The organism is Raoultibacter timonensis (assembly GCF_900240215.1).
In the GTDB taxonomy this organism is placed as follows: domain Bacteria; phylum Actinomycetota; class Coriobacteriia; order Coriobacteriales; family Eggerthellaceae; genus Raoultibacter; species Raoultibacter timonensis.
This window is the reverse complement of sequence record NZ_LT964679.1, coordinates 1,436,388-1,462,161: the sequence shown is the minus strand read 5'-3', so window position 1 is coordinate 1,462,161 and position 25,774 is coordinate 1,436,388. Positions and strand designations below refer to the sequence as shown.

Sequence of the window (25,774 nt, the reverse complement as noted above, 5' to 3'; positions counted from 1 at the left end):
CGAAAGCGCCCGGCGCACCTGCGGCGCCCGGCGCACCGAAGGCTCCCGGCGCCAAGTAGCACATGGGCGGGATCGGCCGTGCGCATAGGGGCGTGCGGCCGCGCGGGGCGTTGAGCGAGGATCGATAGGGGAGATGTCATCATGGTTCAAGCTGGGTTTACCAAGCTCGCTGCCGAGGAGAAGGACGGCGGCCAGCGCATAGAGGTAGCAATCGAAGTCGAAGCCTCGCGGGTCGACGAACTGCTCGATGAATTCTACCGTTTGATGGCGCGCATCAGGGGGATCGACGCGATGGCAAAAGATCGTACCTCTTTGGCGTCGAGTCTCGAAGAGGCGCTCGGAGCCGAGGAGGTTCGGGCCGCAAGCAGGGACTTTCTTCTCAATCGACTCACGACCGAAGCGGTACGCGAGCTCGGCATCGATACCGTGCTCGCACCGGGCGTTCATGCCGATGAGCCGCCCGCCTTCGGCCACCCCTTTTCCTTCGCGGCCAATCTCACCCCCCGACCCGAACTCTCGCTTCTCGATGCGGGGCCCGTTAGGATACAACGCCCCGTCGTTGCGGTAGAAGAGAGCGACATCGATGCCCAGATAGCCTATTCCGCGCAGCAATGCGCCGAATTCCAGCGCGCCGATCACGAGGACGTTCGCAAGGGCGATTTCGCGCTCATGGACGTCGACATGCTGAAGAACGGCGAGCCCTGCAAAAGCCTTTCGGGCTTGAGGCGTCGCGTTGAGATCTCCGAAGGGCTCCTACCTCGGGGATTCGTCGACAACGTCTGCGGTATGGCCGTTGGCGAAGAGCGCGCATTCGCGTTCGACGTGGCCGACGGCAGCACCGACGGGGGACGCGATCGCTACGAGGCTTCGGTTCGGCTGTACGAAGTGCAGCAACGGGTCGTTCCCGTCGTCGACGACGAGTGGGTCGAGCGCGTGCTGCCCCAGTTCGGCGATCTCGAGGGCTTCCGCTCCCATATTCGTGCCGATCTGGAACAGCAAAGGGGGAAAGTCGAGCGGCAGGAGCTCGTGCTTCGGGTTCGGTCGGCTCTCGAGAAGAGGCTCGTCGGCACTATTCCTGACGAGATGTACCAGGAAGCGAAGGATTCGCTGATGGCATCGACGCTCGATTCGATCGATGCCAAGGGCATGACGCTCGAGGAATACTGCGACGAGCACGGCACCACGAAAGACGCGTTCGCCATGCACGTGTTCATGCAGGCGGCCGAGACGCTCCGTCAGAATCTGGCGCTCGACGCGTTGGCGCGCGAGCGGGGAATCGAGGAGACGAGCGATGAGATCGCCGCAGCGAAAGCGGATCTTCCCCAGGCTCTAGCCAAACTGTCAGACGAGGAATTCGAGCGGCGCGGTTTCAGGGCGTCGCTCGGCGAGAGCATTCGCCGCAAGAAAGCCTTGTCCTGGCTGATGGAAACAATGATTGTCGAAAACTGATCCGATGTCGCGTTTTGTTCGAGGCGCCGCATCCGAGGCGCTGGACATCTCGGCATCAAAACGGGAGGTGGTTTGCGCTACGGGGACTGTGCGCATAAAGGATGCAGTTGACATCGAAGGCATCGCACCTTTGCGTGCGAGGAGGAAAAGGGGTTAAAACATGACCGATACGACGATTTCCGCTCCCGAGCCTCAGGGGGGTGCTGTGGGGAAGATCACGAACGCCATATCCCAGAAAATGGGACTCATGTATGGCCTCGGCATGATGTTCTTCTCCGGGTGGAATCAAATGCTGAGTTCGTATTGGAATTACTTCCTTACGAACGCGGTGGGCATGGATCCTGCGCTGATGGGCACCATGACCACCATATCGAGTTTCATGGCATGGATCATCGTGTTCATTGCCGCCGTCATCATCGAGCGCGTGTGGCTGCGCTGGGGCCAATACCGCTCCTACATGCTGTTCGCACCTGTGTGCGCTCTGATATTCATCATGGGCGCTTGGACCGATTGGACCTGGATCGGTGTCGAGACCGGCAGTGTGGCCCAAGCCGTATTGATCGGCGGCTGCTACATTATCGGCCAGTTCTTCATCAACCTGTTCATGATATCCGCGACGTCGATGATTACGGTCGCGTCGAGGACCGAGGCCGACCGTGCGCTGATGTCCGCCCGTAAAGCTCAGGGCAACCTGATCATCAAGCTTCTGTTCGCCGCGGTTTCGCTGCCCATGATCATCTTCTTCGCCGGCGGCGACGTTGCCTCAAACACCCGCCCCGATACGGTTATCGGTTACACCATCACGGCTTTCATCTGGGGCATCGTTTTCGTGCTCGCGTACGTCTACCTGTTCAAGATGTTCAAGGGCATGGATCCGACCGAGGAGTACTGCCGGCGCCGCTACGAGGCGAAGAAGGCCGGGGAGAAAACCGAGGAGGTCAAGAGCGACATCGAGAAGGTGTCCATCTGGAAGTGCCTCAAGTACTTTTTCACGAACCTTCCCGCATTGGGCCTGTTCATCGGCGAAGTCGGTCGCGCCATCTGGTCGATGCTGCTCGGCGCTATGGCCGTGTACTACTGTACCGTGGTGTTCGACCAGCCCATGCTCTACGCCGGATGCCTTACGCTTGCGAACGCAGCGGGCCTGGTCGGCACGTTCTGCGGCGAGGCGATAGCCCGCAAGCTCGGCAACCGCATCACGTACCTCACCGGCATCGCCATCGTCATCGTTTCGATGGTGTTCGGCTACTTCGGCGCCGCATCGTCGACGTTGATCTTCACGATTGCGATCGTCGTCAGCTTCTTCGGCGGCAACATGATGATGGCCGTCGAGTTCTCCTGCATGGCCAACGCCATCACCTACCAGGAGTACAAGAAGGGCGAAAGCGCCAAGGCGTTCATCATGGGCACGATCCAGTGGTGCCCGAACATCGGCAAGATGTTCCAGGGCGCCATCATCGGCTTCGGCCTGGCATCGATCGGATACAGCGCTTCGGTCGAAGTGGTATCCGAGGCCATGGTCCAGGGCATCACGTTCATGACCTTCATGGTTCCGGCCATCGCCATGATCGTTTGCTTCATCGTCTTCTTCTTCCTGCATCGTCTGACCTCCGCTCAGATGAAAGAAGCGGAAGAGGCGTTGGCTGAGCGCAACGCCAAATAGCTTCGTGCCCGACTTCCGAATCCGGCTGAGCGCCTTTTTGCCGGATTCGGATCGGGCGGCCGGGAGTTTTCCGACGATTCGAAGATGCATCCGGTTTGCAGCGGCAATCGATGAATGAGAGCAGGTCGAAATGATGGACACCATACTCCTTGCAATCGCCGTAATCGTCACCTTCGCGGGTTGTGCGATCTTGTTCGTGGACGTTGTGGCTACCAAGAAAACCGACTTTTGCCAGGAGGCGACCCCTGCGCGCTATATCGGCAAGGAAACGGGGGACCAATCGGAGTCGAACAGGCTATCGGGTTTTTTCGTCCTTGCCGTACCCGAATTTCGCTACGAATTCGAGGGCCGATCTTACCAGGGTAAGAGCGCGAACGTGTTCTTCCATCTCTATCTGGGGCGCGGGCGGCTCGCCGTACCGTTCCTCGATGGCAAGACCTATTGCATATACGTCAATCCCGCGCAACCGACCATGTACGTGACGTCGGGGGAGCAGCGGTTTGCGTTCATGCACCTGCTCGGCTGCTCGGTGTCGGTCGTCGGCATCATGTTGTTGCTGTTTGCTATGGGCGTTTTCTGATGATCTGAAACCTGCCGTCGACCGTTTGCGTGCGTGTTCAGCCAAGGCGGCATGTACCGGACGAGGGGCGGATCCAACGATCGGGGTAAGGGGGTTGCATGCGCGGGCATTGGAGTACGCAGCGCTTTCGCAGAAGGCGCGCAAAGTTCAGGCCTCCGCCTGAGTGTTCGGCGAGGGGCGTCGTCTTTCGGGGCGATGCGAATACGACGAGAAACCAGAAAGAAGGTATCAGAGTTGGCTACTTACATTGATGAACATGCCGCTCCGCGGGTGCGCGTGCTCGAGGACGGCACCGAGGTTCACCGTACATCCCCCTGGTCGCCTCCGGGCTGCCACGGCATGGGGTGCGGCGTGCTTGCCTACGTGAAAGACGGCAAGTGCGTAAAAATCGAGGGCGATCCCGATCATCCCACCACGAAGGGCCGCCTGTGCGTACGCTGCCTGCGCGTGCTCGATCTGATCTACCATCCCGACCGCATCGTGCATCCGATGTACCGCGACCCCAAAGACCGCGGAAACGCCGATGCTTGGAAGGTCGTTTCGTGGGATTGGGCCTACGATAAGATCGAGGAAGAGATCAACAAATGCAAGGAGAAGTACGGTCCGAACAGCCTGACGGTGCTGACCGGCACCGGACGCGAAGCGGGACGCTACATGACGAACACCTCCGCCCGCATCTGCGTGACCACGAACCAGTGCTATACCCAGACGGGCTTTTCCTGCATGGCTCCGCGCGACACGGTGTGCTCCATGATCGGCGGTGCGGGCTACATCGAGTACGACTTCGCCAACGGTCTGCCCGGGCGCTACGACGATCCCGAGTACGTGCAGCCGAAGTACCTGCTCAACTGGGGCCGCGACTCGCTGCGGTCCAACCCCGACGGCACCTGGGGTCATTCCATCATCGAGCTTCTGAAGCGGGGCACCAAGCTCATCAACGTCGATCCGCGTGTGAACTGGCTGTCGACCCGTGCGCTGTACTACATGCAGCTGCGCCCGAACACCGATACGGCGCTCGCCTTCGGTCTTCTGCGGGTGCTCATCGATGAGGATCTCTACGACCACGAGTTTGTCGAGAAGTGGTGCTACGGCTTCGACGAGTTCAAAGAGCGCGTCATGGAGCACACGGTGGAGTGGGCGGCCGAGGTGACCGAGGTTCCGGCCGAGACCATCCGCGCGGTTGCGCGCTGCCTGGCCGAGAAGCCGTGGGGGCTCAACATGGGGCTTGCCAACGACCAGAACCCCAACGGCGTGCAGAGCGTTCACTGCCTGTATGCGCTCGTGGCCATCACGGGCAACCTCGACATCCCCGGCGGCACGAACATCGGATGGAACATTACGCTCGACTTCGGCGGAAACCAGTTCGACAACGTCGACGGCGTGGCGGGCAGCAAGAAGCGCGAGACCGTGCCTCCCAACCCGGTAACCCAGGAGCAGCGCGACAGCACCGTCGGCCTCGACGTGTATCCCATCTACAAGCTTCTGCTCGGCAAAGCGGTGCCCGACGAGTTCTTGCCCACGCTCGAGACCGACGAGCCGTATCCGGTGCGCTTCTGCTGGATCCTGCACACCAATCCGGTCGCACCCACCAACACCGCCCAGCCCAGCCGTTGGCACAAGGCGCTCAAGCGGATGGATTTCGTGGTGGCTCAGGACATCTTCATGAATCCCACCATCGCCTCGTGCTGCGATCTGTTCCTGCCTCTGGCAACCTGGCTCGAGCACGACGGCTACATCACGCAGCTCATGGGCGAGCATCCCGGTCCCGTGGCCGCCATGGTGAAGGCGGTCGAGCCGGTGGGCGATTGCAAGAGCGAGTTCGAGATCGTTCACGACCTGGCTCAACGTCCGGCGTTCCGCGACAACTTCTACGTGGACGGCGAAAGCAAGGTCGAAAGCATCGAGCGCTACATCTCCGAGGACCTCACCAAGGTGGTCGGGTTCGATCACGATTGGGAATACCTCAAAGAGCACGTGCAGGTATGCCGCAAGACCGAATACCGCAAGTACGAGCGCGGCATGCTGCGCCCCGACGGGCAGCCCGGCTTCAACACCACGACGGGCAAGGTCGAGCTGTTCAGCCTCATGTTCGCCGCGTGCGGCGGCGATCCGCTTCCCTACTACGAGGAGCCGATCTTCAGCGAGTACTGGAAAGACGACGCAGACGACCTGCATTCCTGCGCCGCTTCCCGCTTCATGGCCGATTACACGAACGAGCATCCCAACTGGAAAGACGAGTACCCCATCACCATCACCACGGGTGCGCGCAACTGGGCGTCGTTCCATTCGGAGCACCGCCAATCCAAGATGCTGCGCGAGATCAAGCCGTATCCGGTCGTGGCCATGCATCCCGATCTCGCCGAAGAGATCGGCGTAACCGAAGGCGAATGGGTGTGCATCGAGAACCCCTGGGGCAAATGCTACGAGAAGGCCAAGATCACGCCCATCATCAAGCCGAACGTGGTCATGGCCGACCATGGTTGGTGGTATCCCGAGGAGGACATGAGCGAGCCGAACATCGGCGGCGTGTGGAAGTCGAACATCAACGAGCTCATCCCCAACAACCTCGTCGGACACTACGGCTTCGGCGCGCCTATGAAGTGCATGATCGGCAGGCTCAGCAAGGCCGATCACGTGCCGCTTGTCGAGCACGCACCGCAAGACCTTCCGAGCCTTCAGAACTTCCCCGGCTCCATCAAGAACGATCCCGCCCTGCAGAATCTCATGGCCGAATAGGAGGCTGGAATCATGGCTCAGAAATACGGCTTGCTCATCGACAACTACTGGTGCACCGGCTGCCATTCGTGCGAGGTGTCATGCAAGAACGAACACGATTACCCCATCGGCCAATTCGGCATCAAGATGCTCGTCATGGGCCCTTGGGAGCTGATGGAGGAGGGTACGTGGGAGCATACGTACTACCCGCTCATCACGTCGTACTGCGACCTGTGCGCCGACCGCGTAGCCGCAGGCGAGATCCCGGCTTGCCAGCTCCACTGCCTGGCGAGCGCCATCGAGTACGGACCGGTCGAGGATCTGGCGGCCAAGATGGCCGAGCGCGATCGCAGGACCACGCTTCTTATTCCCTAGGGTCGGTTTGCCGGGGCGGCGGGCTATCCGTTGCTCCGGCATCGGCCGAGTCTCGCATGTTCGAGAGAAAGAAGGACTGCCATGTGTTTTAGACCAGCAGCTGCATCGACGCCGAAGACGTGTCCCGCATGCGGCATGATCAATCCCGCTGTGGCGGAGAAATGCGTGAAATGCGGCGTCGAACTTCCCGAGGATCGCATCAAGTGCCCGCACTGCGGCGAGATGAACATCGCGGGTGCGACGGAGTGCTCCGAATGCGGAATCGATCTTTCCGCTGTCGCGGGAGCGGCCCCCGCACCCGCCGCCCCGAGCGCTGCGATGCCCGGTGCCCCGAAGGCTCCGGGTGCCCCCGCGGCTCCCAAGATCCCTTCGGAATAGCGTTGCGGAAACATTCGGTGCGGTCGTAGGCGAGGTGGCGTCAACCATGCATCCCGGCAAACTGTGGAACATCCGATTCGTGCATCTGCTGCTCATCGAAGCGGTGTTCCAATTTGCGACCTATATGATGAACCCGATCATCTCCAGTTACGTGGTTTTTCTGGGCGCATCGCTGGCCGCGGCGGGATTCGTGGCGGGTCTCGTCGCAACCTCGGCGCTGGTGATGCGCCCGTTTACGGGATGGATCGCCGACCGGTTGAGCAAGACTACCTTGCTCGTGCTGGCCGCGGCGCTGTTTACCGCCGCCTCCTTCGGGTGCGCGTTCGCGCCGGATGTATGGTGGATCGGCCTGTTCCGCGTTCTGCAGGGCGTCGCCTTCGCCCTTCGATCAGCCGTGGTCGTTTCGCTGGTCACCGTGGTGGTATCGCACGACTTCCTCGGCCGAGCCGTCGGCTGGGTCGGCGTCGTCACTACGGCGTCGTGCGCCATCGCGCCCTCGGTGGCTGCGGGTATCGGGGCACGTGTCGGGTACTTCGACTGCTTCATGATAGCGGGCGTGCTGTTCGCCGTCGGTCTTGTGCTTGCGGTGCTGTTCAAACTGCCGCGCGACATTCGCACGAACCATCGGGCGATGCGGGAGCAGGGGAAGCGCGTCGGCGCGCACGTGTTTCGATTGCGCGACTTCGTGTATGTTCCGGCTATTCCCTATTCGGTGATGGCCGCTCTGTCCGGGGTGCCCCACGGCATCAACGTATCGCTGCTGCTCGCCGTTGGGGATGCTCGGGGCATCGCGGGCGTGTCGCTGTACTTCACGTTGTACGCCCTGTCCGCGCTCATCGCCCGCCCGCTTGCGGGGCGCTTGTGCGATACGAAGGGGTTCGGTATCGTAATTGCGCCGGTTCTGATCATCGAGTTGGTGGGCTGTGCGGTGTTGGTGGCTATGCATTCTGTAGCCGCCGCCGCTCTTGCGGGGGTACTCGTCGGCATCGGGCAGGGATCGGCGTATTCGGCGCTGCAGGCCGAGGCGGTGCGAAACGCCGAGGTCCAGGAGCTCGGAAGGGCGTCCAACACGTTTTACATCGGGCCGGATATCAATATGGGCATGAGCCCGTTTGCGGGGGGATTCATCATGCAGACCTGGGGAGTTGCTGCAATGTACATAGTTTGCTTCGGACTCGTTTCCGTCGCACTGGTTTTGTTTCTGTTCATGAAAAGACGATCGGGCTCCTTCTCTTCCCGAGGTACAGCGAGCGGGACGAGGGAGACTCGCCCTTAAAAACACTCCTGCTAAGCACCGCTTTGCTTATGCGGCTTGCGGGAGCCGAGTCGATTATCCAATTTTGATTGCCTAGTCAGTGAGGTGGCTGCAATGAAAGAGCTACTGAGGAGCATTGCGGGCTATTTTCGGGTTCAGCATGCGCTTTTCTTGATACCTATTGGGGCTTTTGCCATATACGACAGCGTGTTCTCGGCGTTTTCTTCCGTCTTGGCCGTGCTGTGGGAGATGTATCCGGACGTTCCCCGCGCGGGGATCCAGATGATCCTTGCCGTCCCCTCGCTCGCCAGCATTCCCACCACGTTGCTGGCGGGGGTGTTGACGTCGTACATGCACAAGAAGACCATCGCCGAAATCGCCTTGGCGTTTCTCCTGGTCGGCGGTCTCGCCCCGGTGGCGATCGCGGAGCCCCATATAGGCCTGCTGTTCGCAAGCAGCGCGCTCATCGGCATCGGGCAGGGCCTGTTGCATCCTCTGGCGAGCATGCTCGTGTGCCAGTATTGGGAAAGCAAGAGCGAGCGAAGCCGCGTGCTCGGCTTCAAACAGGCACTCAACTACCTCGGCGCTGCCGTCGTATCGCTTTTGGTGGGCCTTTTGGCCCTCATGCAATGGAACTTCGCCTACCTGATCTACGTGGGGGTGATCCCCGTTCTGATCATTACGGCCACGCAGCTGCCGAAAGGCCAGTTGGAGGATCGCCTGATCGACCGTAGGCATCTGTCTTCCGGCGTGAAGAAGCTGCTCACTCCCGCTTTGATGTACGCATGCTTCATCTTCTGTGCGGTTTCCCTTTTCAACTTCGCCTTCCAGTCGAATATCGCGATGCTCATCAACGAGAAGGGTTTCGGCGATGTGGTGGACACCGCCGTCATCACGGCAATCCTTCAGATTGCCTCGTTCGCGGTCGGCGTGTTCTACGGCCAGATCGTCAAGCTGTTCCGCAGGTACGTGCTCTTGCCGGGTCTGGCTTTGCTCGCGACGGGTTTTCTCATGGTTGCGTTTGCGCCGAGCATGGCGGTGGTGCTCGTGGGGGGAACGGTATTCGGCGTGGGGGCGGGTATCCAGTACGTGACGACGCTGTACAGTACGTCGAAATCGGTAGATCAGCACGTCGTATCCATGGCTCTCTCGCTCGTTCTGGCCTTGACGTCGCTCGGCTTTTCCGTATCGCCCATCGTTATCGAAGGCGTGAAGGACCTGCTGTTCGGACCGGGGGCGGGTGCCGATGTGTCCTTGGCGATCGCAGGCGTCGGGTGTGCCGCGCTGTTCGTCGTCGAGTGCGTGCACTGCCGGTTTTTCGCGAAGGAGGGCCGCCTCGACGACGTGGTTCCCGACGAATTGGTCGATTGAAGATAAAGCGCCCCCGTCTGCTCGCTGGCCGGCAGCTTGGGCGGAGCCGCCGATGGGGTTCGTCGACGAGTGCCGTCTCGGCGGTATGCGATGGAAGGAGTATCTATGCCCGATTGTTACCTGTGCCTGCCTACGTGCGAGAACTGCAAGCCGAAAATGGTGACGTGCTCGAAATGCGGTACGCGTACGCTTCTGGACCTCAAGATGTGCCCGCTCTGCAAAGAGTCCATCACGGGCGAGGACCGCGAGCGGGCCTGGAAGGAATGGAAGACGCGCCGCAACGCGTAGGATCGTCGCATGCGGCAAAGGCGACACCGATGAATCGAAAGGACCGGTTCCATGTGCTACCCATGCGTAAACTGCGGGAAGTGCGGCGCAAAGCTTCCGCCTGCGCAGATTCGTTGTCCGAAATGCAAAGTAGTGCTCACCGAGGAGCATCCGGTGTGCGAGAAGTGCGGATGGCATCTTCCGTTGCCGCCCGGGGCAGCGAAAAGGAAGGATGCCGACAGTCGGCGTATTTGAGCGAAGCAACGCGTGCGCTCGAGCTCGCTCGGCGGAAGCCGGGCGCAACCGGCTTTCTTACTCGATTTCTTTCAGATACGAGACTTTGTCGTGGTGGTCGATGTCGGTGGAGATGACGCATTCGATCATCTCCAAGAACTTATCGATCGATTTCTTCTGATAGTCGGCGCGCAGCACGAGATACGACGTTATGCGCGCGCGATCGTCGTCGATGGGGCGGCTCATCATATTGCGTTGCATGCCCAAGAGGGGAGATGCGGCAACGGCGGAGGTGACGAGGAACACGGCGTTTCGATCATGCGTGTTCATGAAGAACTCGTTGAGCGTCTCGCTCGAGTACGTTTGCAGGTTCGGTCGCACGCCGAGCGCCTTGTTGAAGAGATCGAGGATGGCGAACCTCATGGGGTCGAGGCTGCGCGTCGAGGTCATGTTGATGGGCGTGTGCACGAGATCCTCGAGCGTGAGTGGTTCCTTCGTTGCGAGGGAGTGGCCTTCGTGCATCCACGCGCACAGCGGCTCCTGCAATACGGGGAAGAATATCAGACCCTTTTTCTCGCTGACCTTTTCGATGCGCTCCGTACCGACGCAGTCGATGGTCAACGCGATATCGATTGTGCCCTGTTCGAGCAGTTCGATCGATTTCCGGCCTTTTTCCGAATAGTACTTGGTCATGACGTAGGGGTTGGCAAGCTTGAAACGCGATACCGATTTGAAGAGGATCTCGCTCATCAGATCGACGATGTAGGGCTCTTGTATGGTGAGCGTCTCGATGTTCTGCTTCGATATCTCGCGCACGCGCTTGACCGCGTCTTTGTAGAGGTGGTGTATCTGGATGGCGTCTTTGAGAAACGCCGTTCCGGCGGCCGTCATTTCAAGGTCCTTGCCTCGCGTGATCAGGTCGACATCGAGCTCTTGCTCGAGTTCGGAGATATGCTTGCTCAAGGTCGGCTGTGACATGTTCAGGTTGTTCGCCGCAGTTGTGAAGTTCAAGTAATGCGATAGGACAATGAACTCGTACAGAGATTCGATTTTCAACGCAGATCCCCCGTTCTTCAAGCTGCTCTTGCTCGTTATATTGTAACACCAGAAATGATCGGGGGCTCCAGCCGCAGCGCGGTTCCGATCGTCGTGGCCGATGTCCGCCAAGGCCCCCCGTGCGACGTTTTTATAAATAAAAATGCATCTTCGATCCCTATAATGCCTGATCGCGATTTTGAGCGAGGCGATCTTGCGCGAAATGGCCTCGCACGGGAGCCCTTGGCGGACATCGGAAGCCTTTTTGGCGAGAAGAAAGGCCAGCCGCATCGATGCGGCTGGCCTGCTTGTTTATGGAGCCAGTGACAGGATTCGAACCTGCAACCCGCAGTTTACAAAACTGCTGCGCTACCGTTGCGCCACACTGGCACGTCCGAGGACGCGAAAGCGTATTGTACGACAAACCGGCCGAAAGAAAAAGCGGAAAACCCGAGGGCTCCCGCTTTCGCTGCGTTTTCTTGGCTGTACGACGGCTCGTGCCGCACGCCGCTCGCAGACCGACCTTCTTACACCGTGCCCATTTCCCAGGAATTCATATACTTGAATTGTTCTTCGGTGAGTTCGTCGATCTCGACGCCGAGCGTCGCGAGCTTTACCTTCGCGATCTCGCTGTCGATATCCTCGGGTACGTCGTAGCAGGCGGGCTCCAGATCCTCGGCGTGGGCGAGCATGTACTCGGCGCACAGGGCCTGATTCGCGAAGCTCATGTCCATGACCGAAGCCGGGTGCCCCTCGGCACCCGAAAGGTTCACGAGGCGGCCTTCAGCCAGAAGCACGATCGTACGTCCGTCGGCGAGCGTGTACTCGTCGACCATCGGCTTGAGCTTAAGCTTCTCGGTCGCGTGCTCTTCGAGCCAGGGGATGTTGATCTCTGAGTTGAAGTGCCCGGAGTTCGCGATGATGGCCCCGTCCTTCATGTTCTCGTAGCACGGCTCGTCGATGACGTTGAGGTTGCCCGTTACCGTCACCCAGATGTCGGCGATCTTCGCCGCTTCCGTGCGCGGCATGACACGGAAGCCGTCCATATGGGCTTCGAGCGCCGCGGTCGGATCCACTTCGCACACGACGACGTTGCAACCCATGCCCTTTGCCCTCATGGCAAGGCCCTTGCCGCACCAGCCGTAGCCGGAAACAACGAACGTACGGCCTGCGAGCAGGCGATTCGTCAAGCGGACGATGCCGTCGAGCGTCGATTGGCCCGTGCCGTAGCGGTTGTCGAAGAAGTGCTTGGTCTTCGCCTCGTTGACGGCGACGATGGGGTACTTGAGCGCCCCTTGGGCGGCCATTGCTTCGAGGCGGATGACGCCGGTCGTGGTTTCCTCGGTGCCGCCGATGATGGTTTCGAGCGCATCGGGGCGGCTTTCGTGGATGCGGCCGACTACGTCGGCTCCGTCGTCCATGGTGATCTGGGGCTTTGCGTCGATGATGGCGTCGACGTGACGGTAGTAGGTCTCGGTGTCCTCGCCCTTGATGGCGAAAACCGGCACGCCGAAGTGCTTGACGAGTGCGGCGGCGGTGTCGTCCTGCGTCGAGAGCGGATTCGACGCGCACAGATACATCTCCGCGCCGCCGGCCGCGAGCGTTCGCACGAGGTTGGCGGTTTCGGTCGTGACGTGCAGGCAGGCGCCGATGCGCACGCCCTCGAGCGGTCGCTCGCGCTCGAAGCGCTCGCGTATGCTTGCGAGTACGGGCATGTCGCGGTCGGCCCAGAGTATCCTCTCGAGTCCCGCGTCGGCTAACGATAGGTCTTTGATGTCGTAATTCATGGTTGTCCTCCTAAAACTACAACAGGGTAGCATATGGATCGTCTGCGGGGTCCGCTAATTATGGAGGCGGTGTGCAGAACCTCTGTTGAATCGGGCGATTCGTGCGGTTAAATCGGAAGAAAAGGTAACGAAGAGGTCATCTGGGGGACTTTCCGGGGCGAAGTGACTATAATTTGTCCAGCTTAAACACCCCTCACATGCTCCCTCGGCGCACCGGCACCTTGGATCATCGTGTGTCGGGCAAAGGAAGGCAGGTGCCGTAAGAAGACGGTGCCGAACAAAGGAGCTTAGGAAAAGTGTTCGACCAATTCTTTTCGCAGATATCGTTCGTCGACGTGTTCAACTTCTGCGTGTTCATTACGTTCAGCATCTGCTATACCTATCAGCTCTATTACGTGTTCGTTGTGCTGACGCGCAAGCCTCCCAAGCATGTAGCCGAACGCAACCACAAGTTTGCCGTCATGATCTCCGCCCGCAACGAGAGCGCGGTCATCGGCGATCTCATTCACAGCATCAAGGTTCAGAACTACCCGCAAGAGCTCATCGACATTTTCGTTATCGCCGACAACTGCGACGACGATACCGCGGGAGTGGCGCAGGAGGCCGGTGCCACGGTGTTCAAGCGCTTCAACACCAAGGAAGTGGGGAAGGGCTACGCCCTCGACTACGGGTTTTCCTGCGTGCGCGATCGTTATGCCGACCGCGGTTACGAGGCGTACTTCGTCTTCGACGCCGACAACGTGCTCGACGTGAACTACTTCCGCGAAATGAACGCCACCTTCGATTCGGGCGCCAAGGCCTCGACGAGCTACCGCAACTCCAAGAACTACGACTCCAACTGGATTTCGGCGGGCTATGCCGTCTGGTTTCTGCGCGAGGCGAAGTTCCTCTCGCAGGCGCGCCTGACGCTCAACACGAGCTGCGCCATCTCGGGCACGGGCTTCTTCATCGCCGCCGACATCATCGAGAAGCACGGCGGCTGGAAATGGCATCTGCTCACCGAGGACATCGAATTCTCGGCCCAGAGCATTCTCGAGGGCGTTCGCATCAGCTACTGCCCGACCGCGATTCTCTACGACGAGCAGCCCATTACGTTCCGCGATTCGTGGAATCAGCGCTTCCGTTGGGCCAAGGGGTTCTATCAGGTATTCGCCCATTACGGGGCGAGGCTTGCCAAAGGCGTCGTCGCCAACCCCAAGGGCAAGCGCTTCGCCTGCTACGATATGCTCATGACCATCGCTCCGGGCATGTTGCTCACCATTGTGGCGGTCACGTTCAACGCCATCATCCTCGCGCTTTCGGCGGCGGGGCTCATGTCCACGGGCATCGCTATCGCCTCGTCGGTATCGTCGATCTTCTTCTGCCTGTTCAACTATCTGGTGTTCATGTTCATGTTCGGCGTGCTTACCACGTTCGTCGAGTGGGATTCCATTCATTCCACGACGGCGAAGAAGGTCCGCTATATGTTCACCTTCCCGATCTTCATGCTCACCTACATCCCGATCGCGCTCGTCGCCCTCGTGAAGAAGTGCCAGTGGACGCCGATCCGCCACAGCATCTCGGTGGATGTGGCCGAGCTTTCCGACGCCCACACCCAGAAAAAGGGCGAAAGCATCTAGCGCGCGATCCTGCGGCAACCCGATTGATCCGAACAGCGGCCACATGGCCGCCGTTTGCGTTGGGATCTGCGGTTCGATGCATGTCCGGTGAGGCGCGCTTTCGCGGGAGCCCGTTCGCCCGAGGGTTACCAGACGCGGGCGAACGTGAGGCAGCGTATCTCGGCGCATCCGAGCGCGATCAGGGCGTCGCTCGCATCGGCGAGCGTGGACCCGGTTGTGCACACATCGTCGATGAGCAGGACCCGCCCGCGGGGTTGCGCGTTCGGCAGGGACGAGAACCGTCCTGCCATGTTGCGGGCACGCTCCCTTCTACCGAGCGCGCGCTGGTCTTTGCTGTCCGGGCGGGCGAGCAGCGGGCGCACGGGAATGCCCAGCCGTTCGGCGGTCTTTGCTGCTAGAAGCTCCGCGTGGTCGAAGCCGCGGCGTCTGAGCGCCGCCCCCGTCGCGGGAACGAAGGTCGCAACTGCGGGCTCGTTGCCGTACGGAGCGATCCATTCGGGTGCGACGGCGAGCGCCATCAGCTCGGCCATCGTTTCGGCAAGCCGCTGCTCGCCCCTATCTTTGTAAGCGGTGACGATACGCGCGGCGGCGGTTTCGTATGCGAGCGCACTTGCGCACGATAGGTACGGCAATTCGGCTCGGCCGAGCGAGCCTAGCATGACGGGGTTGCATTCGGTGCAGAGAACCGATCCGAACGGCGCGCCGCAGCGGGGGCAGGTGCGCCAGAAATCGATGTAAGGGAGCGTTCTGCGGCAGCGCTCGCACAGCACAAGGCCCTGTTCGTCGCACACGGCGCAGCGGGTGGGCCAGAGCGTTTCGCATACGGCGCGCAGAATGAAGGCGCCTGCAGCGGCGGCCAGGTTCGATGGGGGTATGTCGTCGGCACGGTTCACCGTGCTAGCGTAGCATGACGGCCTTGCACGGGTTGTGCCGCAACCTTGCGCGGTTTGAGCGCGGATCAAACGCGACTGCACCGACCTTCTCGACGCGGTTCGGGCTTGTCGGGCAGGTGGGGTACGAAGAGCGGCGCGCTGCGGTTTTTCGGTGCGCTCTACTAGCGCGATTTCATTTCTGCTACACTATCAGCTACGCTTCTTTCGAGTCTGTAGTTGCGGGATGATTCCCTAGTCCATGGCAGATGCGGTCGAAAGGATCCACGTAAGTTATCGACGGCACGCCGTTCGGTAGCGAGCATGGCGCATCCTAGATGTAAGTCGTACCGCCCGCTATTTGCGCAGCATACGGTTGCCTCGGGCGAGAGGGTCATGGGTGCAAGCTCATCCCCGGTACGCGGGTGTGGGGGCAAAGACTAGGTCAGTCGAAGGAAGCGCACATGACAATAACTAGATGGAGGCATATCAGTGTTTAAGCGTCTAGGAACGCTCGTGCTCGGGTGCATGCTCGCCCTCGGCACGGCTTTCGCGCTGGCGGGTTGCGCGACCCAGGACTACACACCTGAAGAGAAGAGCCCGACCGTTTCTCCCGATACCATTATCGAAGCGGGAGTGCTCCGCGTGGGAGTCACCACCGAGAACAACACTCCGTTCGCCGGACAGGCGTCGGGCAAGATCGTCGGCCTCGACGTGGACATAGCCGCCGCTCTTGCCGACAACCTCGGTCTCAAGCTCGAGATCGTCGATGTGGGCACCGATGTCGATTCGGCGCTTGCCAACAAGCAGGTCGATATCGTTATGGGCGTAGACAAGACGAGCGCCCAGGTTACCTGCTGGCGTTCCGAGGTGTATGTGGAAAGCGCCGTCGCGCTGTTCGCATCGCCTTCGGTAACCTCTGTACCCACCAAGGACTCCGCTCCGAAGATCGCCGCTCAGAGCTCGTCGATGAGCGCGTGGGAGGTAACGAACCAGTTCGGCGACGATGCCCTGAATGCGACCACCGATCTGAAGGGCGCGTTCGATGCGGTCAGCTCCGGTACGGCTCAGTATGCTGCAGCCGATGCGGTTATCGGCACGTATGCCGCCCACACCTCCAACGTCGACGTTCATATCGTGGCGCTCATGCAGAGCCCGAGCGGGTACTGCATCGGCGTGCTCGACACCAACACCGATCTCAAGACGACGATCAGCGATGCGCTGGCTAACCTTACGGGCGGCGGAATCATTTCCCTCATCGAGAGCAAATGGCTCGGTACGCCGATCAATTTGGCGAACGTGCCGATGACCGAGGGTGCCTCGGGTGCAACGTCTGCGGGAACCTCCGGTGCCGCGGGCGGGGCGGAAGACGCCCAAACCGGGGAGAACGCCGACGAGCAGGAAAGCTCGTCGGGTGATGCGTCGGGGACGGGTGGTGACGGCTCCGATCTCGAACCGGGATCGAATGCCGTCCAGCAACCAGGGGGAACGGGCGATTCCGCGTAGCCGGTTGTCCGAAACCCGACGGCGCCTGGTTCTACGGGACGCAGTACGGGATGCGCCGTTCGTATCGAACGGTTTACCGCAAGAGAAGAGAAAAGCCCGCGCAAGCGGGCTTTTTCATGTGCGCGTCCCAGTCTGGCCGAAGTGCGGCCGGACGAAGGCTAGCTCAGGAAGTCCTCGAGGATCTCCTGCTCGGCTTCTTCCTCGTTGAGTCCGAGGGTCATGAGCTTCGTGATCTGGTCGCCTGCGATCTTGCCGATGGCCGCTTCGTGCACGAGCATGGCGTCTTCGCTCGCCGCCTCGATGCCGGGGATGGCCGTGACCTTGGCCTTGCCCATGATGATGGCGTCGCACTGCACGTGGCCGCGGCTTTCGGCATTGCCGATGACGAGCGGGTTGAATACCTGCACCGAGTTGTCCTGCGCGACGCTGCGCGAGATGACCTGCACGCTCGAACCCTGTCCGTTGAGTTCGATCTTCATATTCGACGTGGCGATCTGATCGTCGTGGGTCAAAAGCTTCTCGGTCAGTACGAGCTTCGTGTCGCGAGCGAGTTCGGCGTTCGTATCGCGCACCGTCGAGGTGACGCCGCGCAGCTGGGTAAGCTCCATCTCGCAGCTCGAGCCGTCTTCCATGTACACGTTCGTCACGGGGTTGAGGATACGGTCTCCTGTGCCCTTGCCTTCGCCGTAGTGTTTCTCAACGTATTTAACGTGGGAATTCTTGCCGCAGTAGAAGCTGTGGATGCCGTCGTGCTCGGAGGCTTGGTGGCTCTCGTTGTGGATGCCGCAGCCGGCGATGATGGTGACGTCGCAATCATCGCCGATGTAGAACGTGTTGTACACGACGTCTTTGAGACCGGCCTGGGTAACGATAACCGGGATGTACACGGTCTCGCCTTTGGTGCCGGGTTTGATGTGGATGTCGATGCCGGGGTTGTCGGTCTTGGTTGCTATCTCGATATTGGCGGAAGAGTGGCGCTCGACGAGCTCGCCGTCTTTTCGGATGTTGAAGGCGCCTTTCGGCATGCCGTGGATATTCGCAATTTCCGCTAACAGCCCCTCGTCGATGGGGGATAAATCGACTGCCATGATTACTCCTTATGAATTAATCTGACGGCTCTAGCACGTCGTCGGTATTTCGGTCAGATGAAGCTCGGGGGGTTGCGTGAAGCTGCAGACGGGATTGCTTTTCGCCATGAGGCCGAGCTTGGGGATGAGCTCCGCTGCGGGGCCTTGCGCTTCAACCTGTCCGTCCTTCAGCCAGACGATGTCGTCGGCAAGCTGTATGATGCGTTCCTGATGCGAGATGATCACGATCGAGCGGCCGTCGCGCGCCTCGTGGATATCGCGGAACGTTTCGGTCAGGCGGTCGAAGCTCCACAGGTCGATGCCCGCTTCGGGCTCGTCGTAGATCGCAAGCTTCGGGTCGCGGGCGAGGATCGTGGCAATCTCGATGCGCTTGACCTCGCCGCCCGAGAGGTTCTTGTCGACTTCGCGGGTGAGGTAGTTAGCCGAGCAGAGGCCGACTTTGGACAGGTACTCGTTGCAGGACAGCATCGGCAGCTTCTTGCCCGCCGCGATGTCCAGGAGCTTCTTCACCTTCATGCCTTTGAAGCGGGCGGGCTGTTGGAACCCGTATCCGATGCCGAGCTTTGCCCGCTCGTCGATGGGCAGTTCGGTGATGTCGGTTCCGTCGAACACGATCGAGCCCGATGTGGGTACTTCGACGCCCATGATGAGCTTGGCGAGCGTCGATTTGCCGCCGCCGTTGGGGCCGGTGATGACGGTGAACTTGTCGTCATCGATGGTGAGCGACAAGTTGTCGATGATGCGCCTCTTCTCGCTCGATCCCTCCGAAACGGGAACTTCGAACACGAGGTCCTTAATCTCTAACATGCTATTCTCCGTCTCTCGTACGATTTGATACTCTACAAGTAACATTATGGGCGGTCACCGTCAAGCACCAAACCGATCAATACGTTTCATCGGATTATTCTACCGTTAAATGCCATAGCGGGCACGGGATTTTACCCAAGCAGGTCAACGATGTCGTAATCCGCCTTCGAACCCTCGATGATGCCGCGGTTGCCGAACGCGCATCGAACGTCGCGCTCGGTTACACGGGCGAGCTCTTCGCCGTGGGCGCGCAAATCGGCGGGTTCGGTTGCGAGCAGCTGTTCGCGCGTCTTCTCGCGGTAGCCCGACGGGCGATCGCAGAAGTAGTCGCCGTCTTGGCGCCGTGCCATGTTGCGCGGTTTGACCGGGGCATCCATGCCCGCCACCGAGCTGATGATGTAGCCGCGCATTTCCGTTTCGTCCGGATCAAACGTTGCGAGCCAGGATGCGGCGCCGTCGAAGCGTGCGATCGTCTCGTCAAGGTTGGGATCGCGGTACGAGTAGAACTGCATGGATCCCTGCCTGAGCGCCCTGAATCCGGCACCGTATGCGCCGCCTTTCACGCGCACCTCGTTCCAGAGGTAGTCGTACGAGAGGGCTTTGGCCGCCACCTGCCAGCTTCCCTCGTAAGGAATGTCGAGAAGCTGCGCGTTGTAGCCCTTCGCCGCAAAGCATACGTCGGCAGGCACGATGAAGGCCTCGTTCTTTACGTGCGGTTCGGGGACGGTCAGGCGAACGGTGTTTTCGACGGGGGAGAGACCGAGGGTTCCGGCGAGTTCCCAGAATCGGTCGCGATCATCCGGCGTTCCCGTGAAGCTCACGATGGTTCCGTCAAGTGCGAATATACGCGCTGCCACGTCGACGAGCCGTTCGACGACGGCATCGAAGGATGCGTCGAAGTCGGCGAGCAGCCCTTTGAGGAACCGGTAGAAATCGACGCCGCTCAGCTGTTCGCGGAGAAGCGCCGTTTCGGAAACGTAGGAAGAGCATCGCAGGAGCGCTGACGAATTGCCCGATGTGGCGTATCCCTGCTCCATGCGAATGCGCGTCTGGGTGAGGATATCGCGAATCTTGTCGGGATCGTTGAAGTCTGTCGAGTTCTTGATCTCGCAGGTGAGGCTTACGGCATGCTCGATGTTTTCGGACAACGCGCTCGTGGCGATGACGAACTTGGGAGAGATGGTTCGGGGATCCTCTTCGCTCGTGTACACGTCGACGAAGAACCGCAGGCTGCCCAGATGGGTCTGCGTGAGCTTGTCAAGCTCTTCGGCGGAGTGATCGCTTGTGTCGAGCTTGCCGAGGAGCATTGCGAGCAGCGTCGCATAGGGCAGATCGTCGAAGGCCAGCCTGTTCATGTCGAAATAGGCGAACACGTAGTCGATGCCGCGCGTAGGCACTTCGTGGTACAGGCAGGGCAGGGGCGTCGAGTCGATTCGCTCCCAGGCTGGTTCGGCCGGAGCTTCGGCGATATCGTCGAGCGTGAGCAGCGGAAGCGTGGCGAGCGCTTCGGGGGAGTCGGGCTCTTCCTGCAGTGCCCTCAACCGGGCGACCTCGTCCATGATGGCGGCGATGTCGGCCTCGTCCATATCGGCCTTGATGGCCGCCAGGCGCGCCTCCTCGCAGCTTTCGTCGAGGGTTTCCACCGGTTCGACGATTGCGAGGGCTTTATGATCGTTTTCGAGGACTATCTCGCGGAGCAGGTCCTCGAAGTACCCTTGCGCCGCGCGCTCGCGCAACTCGGCGAACGCGTCTTCGAAGCGGATGTAATCGGTTGCCATGGAGTCGTCGTACAGCCAGCCCGCCATTGCGCTCATGGCGAGCACGACGCCGTCGGCCGTTCCGAAATCTCGCTCGCGCAAGATGAACTCGGCACGCGCCATGGAGGCTTCGATGCGCTCCCGATCGAATCCCTCTGCCACGATCGTGCGAGCGGCATCTTCGATCGTCTGGCGAAACGCCTCGGCGGTGTTCGGCTTCGAGCCCTTCGTCATGACGAACAGCGCGGGCTGAAGCTGGGCGTCGATGAGGTAGCCGTCGACGTCGTCGGCGATATCGGCTTTGAGGAGGGCCTTTTTCAGCGGCGCCTCGTTGGATCCCAGAAGCACGTCAGCGAGGATGTCGGTTGCGATAACGCGCAGCCGATCGGTTGACGAGCCGACGACGTAGCCGAGGCCCATGCAGGCGTTTTCGGGCGCGGTTTCCATCTTCTTGATCACACCGAGGTTCGTGACGGGCGCCTGCGGACTGAGCGGATTGGGCTCGCCTGCCGGCGGCTGCTCCTCGTTGAGGTAGCGTTCGTCGAGGAACGCGAGCACGCGATCGATGTCCATGTCGCCGTAGAGCACGATGTAGCTGTTGTCGAGCCGGTAGTGGCGTGCATGTTCGTCGAGGAACGCCTCGTAGGTGAGCTCGGGGATGACGGCGGGGTCGCCGCCCGATTCGTACGCGTAGGCGGTGTCGGGGAAGAGCGCCGCCGAAAGCGCGTTGTAGAGCACCGAATCGGGGTCGGAGAGCGCGCCTTTCATCTCGTTGTACACGACGCCGTTGTACTTGAGGGGCTCGTCCACTCCGTCGATCTCGTAGTGCCACCCCTCCTGTTCGAAGATGGCGCGCTTCTCGTAGATGGCGGGGTGGAGCACGGCGTCCATGTAAACGTCCATGAGGTTCAAGAGGTCCTGTTCGTTGGTGCTTGCCACGGGATACATCGTCTTGTCGGCAAAGGTCATCGCGTTCAAAAACGTTTGCATCGAGCTCTTGATGAGGTTGACGAACGGCTCTTTGACGGGAAACTTCCTCGATCCGCAGAGCACCGAGTGCTCGAGGATGTGGAAGACCCCGGTGCTGTCGGCGGGGGGAGTTTTGAACGCGATCGAGAACGCTTTGTTCTCGTCGTCGTTTTGCAGGTAGAGGAGCTTGGCTTTGCTCTTCGCATGGCGGAGCGTATAGGCGTTGCCGTCGATCTCTTCAAGGGTTTGCGCGGACTCGACGGTGAATCCGTGCAGGGTTTCGTCGACGCTGAGGCTGTAGCTGTGTGCCAAGGCAGGCCGCCTTTCTTATGTCGGGTGCGCGCGGATCGACCATCGCAGCGTTTTGCGCTCGGGGGTCGCAATATCGATCACGGGCCGGTTGAGCTCGCCGGACGAGTCGGGCCAGACGCGCTTGTTCGTGTGTCGCCGACTATGATACCGCGAATGCGGGAGCGCTGAAGCGGGGTTCGCGGATCGCCATCGGAACCGTTGCAAACCGGTTACGTTGCCTGCGCTGGTCTCGCGTCGGGCTTGCGGCAAAGCAACGGGCTGCTCGGCGACGCTCGCTTTGCCGACGACCGGCCGGACAGCTGGTCTGTTGGCCGGGCGCGCAGCGGATGGTCGGCGCGGATGGACGGCGGGGCGACCCGGTATCCGGATGCCGGGCAGCGGCGCAGAGATGGGCGGCGGTCCACCTGGGTGAGCGGTGGGCGGTGCCGAAATGGCACAAAATGACGGGTTGGTGGACGATCGAGCACCATTTTCTGCCTGCAGCAACCGGCATCGCGCTAAAACCCCAGGTAAAAATTTAGGATTTCCTTACCTGAATTCGCCAACCCGGCATTTTGAGCCCGATTGCGGCGGATCCGTTGCTGCCCCACCGTTGCCGCGCGCCCGTTGGAACTTCGGAGTGCCGAGCCGTCGCAGGACGCACCGGTGCCGTATCGACCCCGGCTCAGCGGCGCACGAGTCCGATCGAGAGCGCGGTCTGTGCGAGACCGACGATCAGGTAGATGATCGAGGCGGCGTTCGGGAAGTAGAGCATCTCGAACGCGCACCAGCAGATGAGGAGGGCACCCGCGGCGAGCGCCCATCTTCGCGCCGCGCTAAGGCGGCTGAAGAACAGTGCGGTGGCGATGAGGTTGGCCACGCCGTTCACGAGCAGAAGGGCGAGCCCCGGCCAGAAGAGGTTTTCGGTCATAAAGGCGGGAAGCGGCATCGTCTGGATAAGCGGCACGAGTTCCGAAAGGCCCATCGGCGCATCGTTTGCCGCTATCATCATGATCGCCCCGAAAGCGACGGCGCACAGGCCGTTCAGCACGCAGATGATGCGCACGGCCGTTTCGGCTTTGGAATGCGGTGTGCCGTCGGCTTCGGGCTGCTTGCGGTGCGAAGCGTTGCCGCGGATGCTCGCCTCGCCGCATTTCGTCGGACGGGTTTTCTCCATGGTTCCTCCGCTTCTCGGAAGTTTGCTCGGGTTATGCGGTTTACTGGGCTTCGAGGCTGCGGACGCAGGCGATCAGCGGTTCGAGGAGGGTGCGGTCGGTCCCGTCGAATCCCTCGCGCATGGCCTTGTCCATCTCGGCCGCCTTCGGGTCGCTCTCGGCGAGCTTCCCCGTGCGCTTGAAGAACAGCTTCATCATCGTGCGGTCGACCGCGCCGAGTTTGTCCATCGCGAATCCCCCGCGCAGATAGAACCAGGGAAGGGTGGGAAACTCGCTTTCGGGAAACGTGCGGCGGACGGCCTCTTCGATCTCCTCGGCCGATCCTCCTTGTTCGGGCATCGGGCTCGCCCCGGTGGCAAACAGCACGAAGCGCTTACCGGGATGGGCGGCTATCTGCTGCTTGAGCCATTTCGATCCGGGAACGGATGCCGCGTGAAACCAACTGCCGAAGATCACCGTATCGACGTGCGTTAGATCGAGGCCGCTCCGATCGCTGTATGCGACGGCTTCGCAGCCGAGCTCGTCGGCGATCCAATGGGCGTAGCGTTTCGTGTGGCCGGTCTGCGAGCAGTAGACGACGACGGGGTTCATGGGAGCTCCTTTACGGTTGCGTGGGCGAGGTAGAACGATTCGAGGTGCGTCTCGAGAACGGGCTGGGCTTCGGACCAAGGAGTGCCGGCATGCATCATGAGGAACAGCGGGCCGTAGAACTCCAGTGCGAACAGGCTCGCATCGCCCTGTTCGAACTCGCCTGATTTCATCAGGTGCGAGAATACGGTTTCCTGAAGCCTGAGGGGCTGCTCGGCGAAGATGAGGCGGTAGACATAGGTTGCCCGCTCGTTTTCGAACTGGTTGATCACGAGGAGCTTGCGGAGCCGAACCACATAGGGGTCGCAGAAGAGGTACTCGAAGGTGCCCGTGATCTTGTCGCGCAGCGCGGAGAAGGGGATATCGCCGTATATGCTGGCATCGTCGGTCGTGAGAAACAGCGCACCGCGGCGGTAAAAGCCCTCCTTCATGGTATCGAGAGCCTGCTCCACGATAGCGTCGAACATCGCCTGCTTGCTGGGGTAGTGGTTGTAAAGAGATGCGTCCTTGATGCCGACGGCCGAGGCGATGTCCCGTACGGTCGTCGCGCGGAACCCCTGTTCGGAAAACAGCCGCATCGCCTCGTCGAGGATCGCCGCCTTCGTATCGCGGGAACGTTCTTTGGGCATGGGCGTCCTTTCTCTGACACTGCGTACGATTCGTTCAATAAACTAGCGTTCGCTAGTAAAAATACTAGTAGTCGCTAGTTTTGTAAAGCGTCGCGCGGCGGCGAATTTGCACGGCTTTGCGCGATTCGGGGTTGCGCATCGCGCAAAGACGGGTATACTAGCCACCAACCCGAACGAAAGGTTTTCATGTACACGATCAACGGCAACCGCATCATCGCAAACGCGCAGGGCGCGTCGATGAGCTGCGCTTGGTGGTGGACAGGAAAGCAATAATTCGGGTTATCGACAGCTTCTGTTCTCGCTTACACAAAATTTGAGAGCTCTCGGTGATCCGGGAGCTTTTTTGTTGCCCGAAAGCCGAAGCCGGACTCGAAAGACCAAAGCAGGCGGGCGGGTGCACAAGGGCGAAACCGAAGCGCAGGTATGCAACAGCCAAGCAGCAAAGAGGAAAGGATCCGTCATGGAAAACGCAGTACCGCATCGTCTGTACCTCAAAGAAGATCAGATCCCGACGCAGTGGTACAACCTGCGCGCCGACATGCCCGAGCCGCCCGAGCCGATGCGTCTGCCCAACGGGGCCGTCGCCAAACCCGAGGATATCGCACCCGTCTTCTGCGACGAGCTCGTGGCCCAGGAGCTCGACGACGTTACCGCGCAGTTCGATATACCCGAGCCGGTACGCGAGATGTACAAGATATACCGACCCTCGCCGCTGTGCCGCGCATACAACCTCGAACAGGCGCTGGGCACCCCGGCGAGGATATACTACAAGTTCGAGGGCAACAACACGAGCGGCTCGCACAAGCTCAATTCGGCCATCGCGCAGGCCTACTACGCCAAGGCTCAGGAGCTCGAGGGCATCACGACCGAGACCGGGGCGGGGCAGTGGGGCACGGCGCTCGCCGAAGCCGCCGACCACTTCGGCCTCGACCTCGACGTGTTCATGGTGAAGTGCTCCTACGAGCAGAAGCCCTTCCGGCGCAACATCATGGAGACGTTCAATGCCAACGTGACGCCCTCGCCCTCCGACACGACCGAGATCGGCCGCAAAATGCTCGCGGAGCACCCCGATTCGTCCGGGTCGCTCGGCACGGCTATCTCCGAGGCGGTCGAGCGAGCGCTCAACATCCCCGAGAACAAGGGGCGCTACACGCTCGGATCGGTGCTCAACCAGGTGGTTCTGCACCAGAGCATCATCGGCCTCGAATCCTACGAGGCGTTTAAGGAACTGGGCGAATACCCCGACATCGTGATCGGCTGTGCGGGCGGCGGCTCGAACCTCGGCGGCCTTATCGCGCCGTTCATGCGCGACAAGCTCAAGGGGGTCAGGCCCGACACGCGCTTCGTCGCCGTCGAGCCCGCGAGCT

Annotated in this window: 21 protein-coding genes and 1 tRNA gene; 12 read left to right on the top strand and 10 right to left on the bottom strand. The window is 60.7% G+C overall.

Annotated features, from left to right (window positions below; genetic code table 11):
- Positions 1 to 141 precede the first annotated feature (141 nt).
- From C1722_RS06485 to C1722_RS06445, 9 genes are all read left to right on the top strand, one after another.
- Entirely contained in the window at positions 142 to 1,449 is a 1,308-nt protein-coding gene (locus tag C1722_RS06485; RefSeq protein ID WP_102378519.1) for a trigger factor, read from the top strand.
- A 160-nt stretch (positions 1,450 to 1,609) separates the two neighbouring features.
- Positions 1,610 to 3,112 carry an MFS transporter gene (locus C1722_RS06480; protein WP_102378518.1) on the top strand — a complete coding sequence of 501 codons (1,503 nt, stop codon included), beginning with the start codon at positions 1,610 to 1,612 and terminating at the stop codon, positions 3,110 to 3,112.
- Positions 3,113 to 3,242: 130 nt separating this feature from the next.
- A complete protein-coding gene (locus C1722_RS06475; RefSeq protein WP_102378517.1) occupies positions 3,243 to 3,692 on the top strand; it encodes a hypothetical protein in 450 nt (149 codons plus the stop codon).
- 234 nt (positions 3,693 to 3,926) lie between these two features.
- Positions 3,927 to 6,428 (top strand): molybdopterin-dependent oxidoreductase, encoded by a 2,502-nt coding sequence (locus tag C1722_RS06470; RefSeq protein ID WP_180995066.1) that lies wholly within the window; start codon positions 3,927 to 3,929, stop codon positions 6,426 to 6,428.
- A 12-nt stretch (positions 6,429 to 6,440) separates the two neighbouring features.
- Positions 6,441 to 6,782: an oxidoreductase gene (locus C1722_RS06465; RefSeq protein ID WP_102378515.1), complete on the top strand. Its 342-nt coding sequence runs from the start codon at positions 6,441 to 6,443 to the stop codon at positions 6,780 to 6,782.
- Between the two features lie 81 nt (positions 6,783 to 6,863).
- The gene (locus C1722_RS06460; RefSeq protein WP_102378514.1) at positions 6,864 to 7,160 is read left to right on the top strand and encodes a zinc-ribbon domain-containing protein; all 297 of its coding nucleotides are present in this window, start codon (positions 6,864 to 6,866) and stop codon (positions 7,158 to 7,160) included.
- 46 nt (positions 7,161 to 7,206) lie between these two features.
- The gene (locus C1722_RS06455) at positions 7,207 to 8,436 is read left to right on the top strand and encodes an MFS transporter (RefSeq protein ID WP_102378513.1); all 1,230 of its coding nucleotides are present in this window, start codon (positions 7,207 to 7,209) and stop codon (positions 8,434 to 8,436) included.
- Between the two features lie 93 nt (positions 8,437 to 8,529).
- Positions 8,530 to 9,786, top strand: coding sequence for an MFS transporter (locus tag C1722_RS06450; RefSeq protein WP_102378512.1), 1,257 nt, complete (start codon positions 8,530 to 8,532; stop codon positions 9,784 to 9,786).
- A 105-nt stretch (positions 9,787 to 9,891) separates the two neighbouring features.
- Positions 9,892 to 10,074: a hypothetical protein gene (locus tag C1722_RS06445; protein ID WP_102378511.1), complete on the top strand. Its 183-nt coding sequence runs from the start codon at positions 9,892 to 9,894 to the stop codon at positions 10,072 to 10,074.
- Between the two features lie 291 nt (positions 10,075 to 10,365).
- On the opposite strand, the gene C1722_RS06435 is transcribed toward C1722_RS06445, so the two are convergent.
- The 3 genes from C1722_RS06435 to ahcY form a co-directional block, all read right to left on the bottom strand.
- The gene (locus C1722_RS06435) at positions 10,366 to 11,343 is read right to left on the bottom strand and encodes a LysR family transcriptional regulator (RefSeq protein WP_180995065.1); all 978 of its coding nucleotides are present in this window, start codon (positions 11,341 to 11,343) and stop codon (positions 10,366 to 10,368) included.
- Positions 11,344 to 11,637: 294 nt separating this feature from the next.
- Positions 11,638 to 11,712, bottom strand: a tRNA-Thr gene (locus tag C1722_RS06430).
- 137 nt (positions 11,713 to 11,849) lie between these two features.
- Positions 11,850 to 13,109: an adenosylhomocysteinase gene (gene ahcY, locus C1722_RS06425; protein ID WP_102378508.1), complete on the bottom strand. Its 1,260-nt coding sequence runs from the start codon at positions 13,107 to 13,109 to the stop codon at positions 11,850 to 11,852.
- A gap of 296 nt (positions 13,110 to 13,405) precedes the next feature.
- Between ahcY and C1722_RS06420 the strand changes: the two genes are divergently transcribed.
- Positions 13,406 to 14,728 carry a glycosyltransferase family 2 protein gene (locus tag C1722_RS06420; RefSeq protein ID WP_102378507.1) on the top strand — a complete coding sequence of 441 codons (1,323 nt, stop codon included), beginning with the start codon at positions 13,406 to 13,408 and terminating at the stop codon, positions 14,726 to 14,728.
- Positions 14,729 to 14,853: 125 nt separating this feature from the next.
- On the opposite strand, the gene C1722_RS06415 is transcribed toward C1722_RS06420, so the two are convergent.
- A complete protein-coding gene (locus tag C1722_RS06415) occupies positions 14,854 to 15,621 on the bottom strand; it encodes a ComFC family protein (protein WP_102378506.1) in 768 nt (255 codons plus the stop codon).
- A gap of 468 nt (positions 15,622 to 16,089) precedes the next feature.
- On the opposite strand from C1722_RS06415, the gene C1722_RS06410 reads away from it, so the two are divergent.
- Entirely contained in the window at positions 16,090 to 17,103 is a 1,014-nt protein-coding gene (locus tag C1722_RS06410; protein WP_244412198.1) for a substrate-binding periplasmic protein, read from the top strand.
- A gap of 158 nt (positions 17,104 to 17,261) precedes the next feature.
- On the opposite strand, the gene C1722_RS06405 is transcribed toward C1722_RS06410, so the two are convergent.
- The 6 genes from C1722_RS06405 to C1722_RS06380 form a co-directional block, all read right to left on the bottom strand.
- Entirely contained in the window at positions 17,262 to 18,191 is a 930-nt protein-coding gene (locus C1722_RS06405; RefSeq protein ID WP_102378505.1) for a SufB/SufD family protein, read from the bottom strand.
- A 30-nt stretch (positions 18,192 to 18,221) separates the two neighbouring features.
- The gene (locus tag C1722_RS06400) at positions 18,222 to 18,998 is read right to left on the bottom strand and encodes an ABC transporter ATP-binding protein (protein WP_102378504.1); all 777 of its coding nucleotides are present in this window, start codon (positions 18,996 to 18,998) and stop codon (positions 18,222 to 18,224) included.
- 131 nt (positions 18,999 to 19,129) lie between these two features.
- Entirely contained in the window at positions 19,130 to 22,036 is a 2,907-nt protein-coding gene (locus C1722_RS06395) for an insulinase family protein (protein ID WP_102378503.1), read from the bottom strand.
- A 664-nt stretch (positions 22,037 to 22,700) separates the two neighbouring features.
- Complete coding sequence (locus C1722_RS06390; RefSeq protein ID WP_102378502.1) at positions 22,701 to 23,192, bottom strand: hypothetical protein; 492 nt, start codon at positions 23,190 to 23,192, stop codon at positions 22,701 to 22,703.
- Between the two features lie 40 nt (positions 23,193 to 23,232).
- On the bottom strand, positions 23,233 to 23,781 hold the full coding sequence (locus tag C1722_RS06385; RefSeq protein WP_102378501.1) for a flavodoxin domain-containing protein: 549 nt from the start codon (positions 23,779 to 23,781) through the stop codon (positions 23,233 to 23,235).
- Positions 23,778 to 24,407, bottom strand: coding sequence for a TetR/AcrR family transcriptional regulator (locus C1722_RS06380; protein ID WP_102378500.1), 630 nt, complete (start codon positions 24,405 to 24,407; stop codon positions 23,778 to 23,780). Before C1722_RS06380 ends, C1722_RS06385 begins: the two co-directional genes overlap by 4 nt.
- Positions 24,408 to 24,867: 460 nt before the next feature.
- Between C1722_RS06380 and C1722_RS06375 the strand changes: the two genes are divergently transcribed.
- On the top strand, positions 24,868 to 25,774 hold a 907-nt coding region (locus C1722_RS06375), incomplete at its 3' end, for a TrpB-like pyridoxal phosphate-dependent enzyme (protein ID WP_102379562.1).

Excerpts from the sequence above, each read along its gene's own strand:
- C1722_RS06455 (WP_102378513.1), top strand. The coding sequence starts at position 7,207 with ATGCATCCCGGCAAACTGTGGAACATCCGATTCGTGCATCTGCTGCTC.
- C1722_RS06445 (WP_102378511.1), top strand. The coding sequence starts at position 9,892 with ATGCCCGATTGTTACCTGTGCCTGCCTACGTGCGAGAACTGCAAGCCG.
- C1722_RS06485 (WP_102378519.1), top strand. The coding sequence starts at position 142 with ATGGTTCAAGCTGGGTTTACCAAGCTCGCTGCCGAGGAGAAGGACGGC.
- C1722_RS06380 (WP_102378500.1), bottom strand. The coding sequence starts at position 24,407 with ATGCCCAAAGAACGTTCCCGCGATACGAAGGCGGCGATCCTCGACGAG.
- C1722_RS06460 (WP_102378514.1), top strand. The coding sequence starts at position 6,864 with ATGTGTTTTAGACCAGCAGCTGCATCGACGCCGAAGACGTGTCCCGCA.
- C1722_RS06400 (WP_102378504.1), bottom strand. The coding sequence starts at position 18,998 with ATGTTAGAGATTAAGGACCTCGTGTTCGAAGTTCCCGTTTCGGAGGGA.
- C1722_RS06405 (WP_102378505.1), bottom strand. The coding sequence starts at position 18,191 with ATGGCAGTCGATTTATCCCCCATCGACGAGGGGCTGTTAGCGGAAATT.
- C1722_RS06385 (WP_102378501.1), bottom strand. The coding sequence starts at position 23,781 with ATGAACCCCGTCGTCGTCTACTGCTCGCAGACCGGCCACACGAAACGC.
- C1722_RS06480 (WP_102378518.1), top strand. The coding sequence starts at position 1,610 with ATGACCGATACGACGATTTCCGCTCCCGAGCCTCAGGGGGGTGCTGTG.
- C1722_RS06475 (WP_102378517.1), top strand. The coding sequence starts at position 3,243 with ATGATGGACACCATACTCCTTGCAATCGCCGTAATCGTCACCTTCGCG.
- C1722_RS06390 (WP_102378502.1), bottom strand. The coding sequence starts at position 23,192 with ATGGAGAAAACCCGTCCGACGAAATGCGGCGAGGCGAGCATCCGCGGC.
- C1722_RS06450 (WP_102378512.1), top strand. The coding sequence starts at position 8,530 with ATGAAAGAGCTACTGAGGAGCATTGCGGGCTATTTTCGGGTTCAGCAT.
- C1722_RS06465 (WP_102378515.1), top strand. The coding sequence starts at position 6,441 with ATGGCTCAGAAATACGGCTTGCTCATCGACAACTACTGGTGCACCGGC.
- ahcY (WP_102378508.1), bottom strand. The coding sequence starts at position 13,109 with ATGAATTACGACATCAAAGACCTATCGTTAGCCGACGCGGGACTCGAG.